Origin of the sequence: Mesorhizobium sp. M1A.F.Ca.IN.020.06.1.1, assembly GCF_004023265.1 — a bacterium.
Taxonomy (GTDB): domain Bacteria; phylum Pseudomonadota; class Alphaproteobacteria; order Rhizobiales; family Rhizobiaceae; genus Mesorhizobium.
The window spans coordinates 1-4,998 of the sequence record NZ_RZSR01000414.1 but is presented as its reverse complement, the minus strand read 5'-3'; the positions used below and the strand labels follow the sequence as shown (position 1 = coordinate 4,998).

Genomic DNA, 4,998 nt, shown 5'->3' with positions numbered 1-4,998 from the left:
TTCTATGTTTCCCCACGGCTTCCGCCGCAGACGCTGCCTGCCGCTACACCAGTTCCCTGCCCTTGGCGTCGATGGCGTTGGCCACCGCCTCGTCGGTCGCCTCGTCAGGCAGGAGCATCTCGTTGTGCGCCTTGCCGGACGGAATCATCGGGAAGCAGTTGGCGAGAGTCGCCACGCGGCAGTCGAACAGCACCGGCTTCGTCACCGAAATCATCTCGCGGATCGCGTCATCCAACTCGTCCGGCTTGTCGCAGCGTATGCCATGGCCGCCATAGGCGTCCGCCAGCTTGACGAAATCCGGCATCGCCTCGGTGTAGGAATGCGACAGCCGGTTGCCGTGCAACAGCTGCTGCCACTGGCGCACCATGCCCATATACTGGTTGTTGAGGATGAAGATCTTGATCGGCGCGTCGTACTGCACGGCCGAGCTCATCTCCTGCATCGTCATCTGCACCGAAGCGTCGCCGGCGATGTCGATGACCAGCGCATTCGGATGTGCGATCTGCACGCCGAGCGCCGCCGGCAGGCCATATCCCATCGTGCCCAGGCCGCCCGAGGTCATCCAGCGGTTGGGCTTGTCGAAGTGATAGTGCTGCGCCGCCCACATCTGGTGCTGGCCGACTTCGGTGGTGATGTAGGTGTCCATATCCTTGGTCAGCGCATAGAGCCGCTGGATCGCGTATTGCGGCATGATCACGTCGTTGTTCATCCTATAGGCGAGCGAGTCCCGCGCGCGCCATTTCGCGATCTGCTCCCACCATGGATAGAGCGCCTTCTTGTCGGCCTTGGCAGTCGCCCGCCACAGCCGCACCAGATCCTCCAGCACGCGGCCGACATCGCCCAGGATCGGCACATCGGCATGGACATTCTTGTTGATCGAGGACGGATCGATGTCGATATGGATCTTCTTCGAGTTCGGCGAGAACGCGGTCAGCCGGCCGGTGATGCGGTCGTCGAAGCGCGCGCCGATGCAGATCATCACGTCGCAATCATGCATGGCCATGTTGGCTTCGTAGGTGCCATGCATGCCGAGCATGCCGATCCAGTTCTTGCCCGAAGCCGGATAGGCACCGAGGCCCATCAGCGTCGAGGTGATCGGGAAGCCGGTGAGGTCGACCAGCTCGCGCAGCAGATGGCTGGCTTCCGGACCTGAATTGATGACGCCGCCGCCGCTGTAGATGATCGGCCTCTTCGCGCCGGCCATCAATTCGACGGCGGCCTTCACCTTCTCAAGATCGCCCTGGACCTTCGGCTGATAGCTGGTGCGCGGCGCCGTTTGCGGCGGCACGTAGATGCCCTTGGCGAACTGCACATCCTTCGGAATGTCGACCACGACCGGGCCCGGCCGCCCGGTAGTCGCGACATGGAAGGCTTCATGGATGGTGGCGGCGAGCTCGTTGACGTCTTTCACCAGCCAATTGTGCTTGGTGCAGGGGCGCGTGATGCCGACGGTGTCGCATTCCTGGAAGGCGTCGGAGCCGATCAGCGAAGTCGGCACCTGACCGGTGAGACAGACCAGCGGAATGGAATCCATCAGCGCGTCCTGCAGCGGCGTCACCGCATTGGTGGCCCCGGGGCCGGACGTGACCAGCAGCACGCCGGCCTTGCCGGTCGAACGCGCATAACCTTCGGCGGCATGGCCGGCACCCTGCTCGTGCCTGACCAGAATGTGCTCGACCTCATCCTGCTGGAAGATCTCGTCATAGATCGGAAGGACCGCGCCGCCCGGATAGCCGAAGACATGCTTGACGCCGTTGTCCTTCAGCGCCTGCACCACCATTTCGGCGCCCGTCATTTCGCGCCGCTCGTTATGTCCGTTGCTCATCGGTCTGGTCCCGTACTGTTCGCCATCTGGCGATTTGCTGGTCGTTTAGTTGGGTTTTGGGCAATAAAAAAGGCCCCCGAGGGAGCCTGTGGGATGCGCATGGGAGGTTTTCGCCCGGCGGTTACACCGCCTTGCCCACGCGCCAGCCTACGAGAATGAGTGCTGTTTTCATGGGCGCGGACAATAAGGTCGGTTCCGCGCCGCTGTCAACGGGCAATCTGTCGGTCCCATTGTTCAGCGGCGCGGATTGTTCAGGCCGCCAGCACCACACCCCTTGCCTGGTTGCCGCCAACGCATTTTGCCGGGTATGTCGAGACGCATGATGTTGCCGAGAAAACGTCTCTAGTCTTCGGCGGCGCACTATTGTCGGCAAGTGTGCCGGGTGGGGCGGCGCCGGTGATCACGTCGCGCTTCGGGCCGCGAACTTTTTCACCACCCGCTCCAGCAGCGGCACGTAGTCGCGAAAGGCACGCGTCTTCATGTTGGCGACCTTGCCACCCTCGTCCCAGATGCGCACACGCACGGCTTCCTGATGGAATGGATTGCTGCGGAACTCCGCCACCTCCTCCGCGCTCATCGGCCCGCCCTGCAGCGACAGCGTATGGACCGAGGCCGGCGACAGCTTGCCGAAGTAGGAGGGATCGGTGGCGCAGAGATAACGCTTGGCCGCAACATGCAGCCTGACGCATTCGACGATGACCGGCGGAAAGAACGGCGCCAGCACCTCGCCACCCGCCTCGTCGTGGTGCTTGTCCTCGACGTCGTCGGGCGAATAGGTGCCGAACTCGCTGGTGTAGTGGCCGATGTCGTGCAGCAGCGCCGCAGCCACAAGCTCCTCCGGCGCGCCATCCTGCTCGGCTAGCCACGCGCCCTGCAGCATATGCTCGGACATGGTGACCGGCTCGCCGAGATAGGATTCCGCGCCGCGACGCTCGAAAATGTCGGCGATGAACTCGACGATGTTGCCGGTGTTCAGTTCATTCGATTTCATTCGGCCGCCTCTCTGACATCGTGTTCGATTGCCGCCAGCGTGGACAGCAGGCCGTCCTTGTCGGCGTAGCAGCCCTGCAGCCAGCGCGTGCCGCTGCCGGAAAAGGCCTTGCGCGCATGCATGACGCGCGTGTTGTCGACGATGAACGACTGGCCCGCCTCGAGCTTGAAGGTCACCTCGAAGGCCGGATCCTCGATCAGTTCGGCGAACCGGCGATAGGCGGCGTAATATGCGTTCATTTCGGCGAACGGCACGTCGATGGTCGGCGCCAGCGAGCGGTTGTTGAAGCGCACGCAGATGAGCTCGCCATCCGGTCCGAGCTCGATCATCGGGCGCTTGGACTGCAGCCGCACGCCCGATGAGCCGGCATATTCGAAGCGCGCCGGATAGGAGGAAAGCAACCGGAAGCCGTTCGAATTCTCCGCCTGCAGCGCGGCCGCCACCGCGAATCCGTCGACGACGCTGGATTCGCCGCCTTCCACCGTATTCTCGATGCAGGCCAGGATCTGCAGCGTCGGCACCGGGTCGCGGTAGGGATTGTCGGTATGCGCCTGCAGGCCAAGGTTGGTGTAGGCAAGATTGTTTGGATTGACCTCGGCGCGCACCTCGAACCAGCGCCCGTAATTGGTCTCCCTGATATATCCGAAGAGATCGGCCACATTGCATAATGCCCCGGATTCGGCCGGCAGACCGTCCATGACGGCAAAGCCAAAGCTCCGTACCGCCGTCAGCCATTGCCGCAGAACATTCCTGTCGTGCCGCGCCTCACTATAGGCCGCGCGCGGCACCGAACTCTGCATCGTGGCCTTGGTCCACCGCCGAATGTCGCTGCCGGTCCAGCCGGGCTGCCGATTTTCTTCGCGGTCGTAAGTATGGGCGCGAAGCCAGCTTGCGGGAAAGCTGACGGTCTTGTCTTCAGGCACGAACGTGACCACCAGCGCCTCGCCCTTGATCGAGGCCTCTCCGATCCGTGTCTCGCCCGGAATGTCCAAAATGGTGACCAGCCGCTGGCCGTTACCGGCGCTGCGGGTCCTGTCGTCCAGTGCGTTGTCGCGCAGCCACATGGCATGGAATCGGCTGCGTGTCCCATCGTCCCAGCCAAGCGCGATCGTTCGCCCTTCGTCGCCAAGGTTTGCTCTCGTCAGCACGTTTCTGAAACTCCCGTCTTCGGGCCGGCGCCGCGGTACCGATTGCATGCTGTCTTTACCAAAGGCATAATTCAAATTATTGTTTTTCAGCCAATGCCGCCAAAAACCTAATGACTGGAAAAGCTGCCGATCCCATGCCTCCGCTCGACTGGCTACGCAGTTTCGAAGCGGCTGCGCGCCTGTCGAATTTCACCGCCGCGGCCGCCGAGCTCGGGCTCACGCAAGCCGCCGTCAGCCAGCACATCCGCTTTCTGGAAGAGCGTCTCAAGACGCGACTGTTCGCGCGGCTGGCACGCGGCGTGGCGTTGTCGCCGGAGGGCGCCGCCTATCTTCCCCATATCCAGTCGGCATTCGCGATCATCGGCAGCAGCACGCGCGAGTTGTTCGAGCCACGCGTTTTGCAAACCGTCACCATTCGCGTTCCGATTTCTTTCGCGCTGCTGGTGCTGGTCCCGGCTCTTCCCGATCTCGCAAAGGCGCTGCCGTGGATCAGGCTCGATCTGGTGACCATCCATCGACCGACGGACTACGACGAGGCAGGCTCGACGCTCGACATCCGCTTCGGCAACGGTTCATTTTCCGGGCGCGACGCCGACCGGTTGACGGTCGAGCGGCTCGTTCCGGTCGCTGCGCCGATCTTGGCCGGAAATGCCGAATGGACATCGCTGCCGCTGCTGTTGGTGGCGGGCGCGCGCGAGATGTGGGCGGAGTGGTTCGCAGCCTCCGGCCTTGCCGGCCACTCCCAACGCTCGCATCGCTTCGACAGTTTTGTCGCCGCGATGGAGGCGGCGAAGTCCGGCGCCGGAGCGCTGCTGGGCTCGCGGCCGCTCATCGAGGCCGCGCTAAAGGACAATCTCCTTGTCAGGCTTTCCGATTTCGAGCTCTCGAGCCCATCGGGTCACTTCCTAACATGGCCATCGTCATCGCGGCTGTCCGGCGCCGAACAGGATTTTCGCCGCTGGCTTTTGTCGCGTCTCGCCAGCATTTCAGCATAGCGCCCGGGCTGGCTCCCCTATCCGCTTCCAATAGATGAG

General features: G+C 63.1%; 4 protein-coding genes. 1 reads left to right on the top strand and 3 read right to left on the bottom strand.

Annotated features, from left to right (window positions below; genetic code table 11):
* Positions 1 to 43: 43 nt before the first annotated feature.
* The 3 genes from EOA60_RS18455 to EOA60_RS18445 form a co-directional block, all read right to left on the bottom strand.
* Positions 44 to 1,825, bottom strand: a complete 1,782-nt coding sequence (locus EOA60_RS18455; RefSeq protein WP_127241708.1) for an acetolactate synthase 3 large subunit — start codon at positions 1,823 to 1,825, stop codon at positions 44 to 46.
* Between the two features lie 400 nt (positions 1,826 to 2,225).
* Entirely contained in the window at positions 2,226 to 2,816 is a 591-nt protein-coding gene (locus EOA60_RS18450) for an HD domain-containing protein (RefSeq protein WP_095824887.1), read from the bottom strand.
* Positions 2,813 to 3,964, bottom strand: coding sequence for a gamma-butyrobetaine dioxygenase (locus EOA60_RS18445; RefSeq protein ID WP_095825022.1), 1,152 nt, complete (start codon positions 3,962 to 3,964; stop codon positions 2,813 to 2,815). The genes EOA60_RS18450 and EOA60_RS18445 overlap by 4 nt, the downstream gene beginning before the upstream one ends.
* Before the next feature lie 134 nt (positions 3,965 to 4,098).
* On the opposite strand from EOA60_RS18445, the gene EOA60_RS18440 reads away from it, so the two are divergent.
* Positions 4,099 to 4,959, top strand: coding sequence for a LysR family transcriptional regulator (locus tag EOA60_RS18440; protein WP_164748313.1), 861 nt, complete (start codon positions 4,099 to 4,101; stop codon positions 4,957 to 4,959).
* Positions 4,960 to 4,998: the final 39 nt, after the last annotated feature.

Excerpts from the sequence above, each read along its gene's own strand:
- EOA60_RS18455 (WP_127241708.1), bottom strand. The coding sequence starts at position 1,825 with ATGAGCAACGGACATAACGAGCGGCGCGAAATGACGGGCGCCGAAATG.
- EOA60_RS18450 (WP_095824887.1), bottom strand. The coding sequence starts at position 2,816 with ATGAAATCGAATGAACTGAACACCGGCAACATCGTCGAGTTCATCGCC.
- EOA60_RS18440 (WP_164748313.1), top strand. The coding sequence starts at position 4,099 with ATGCCTCCGCTCGACTGGCTACGCAGTTTCGAAGCGGCTGCGCGCCTG.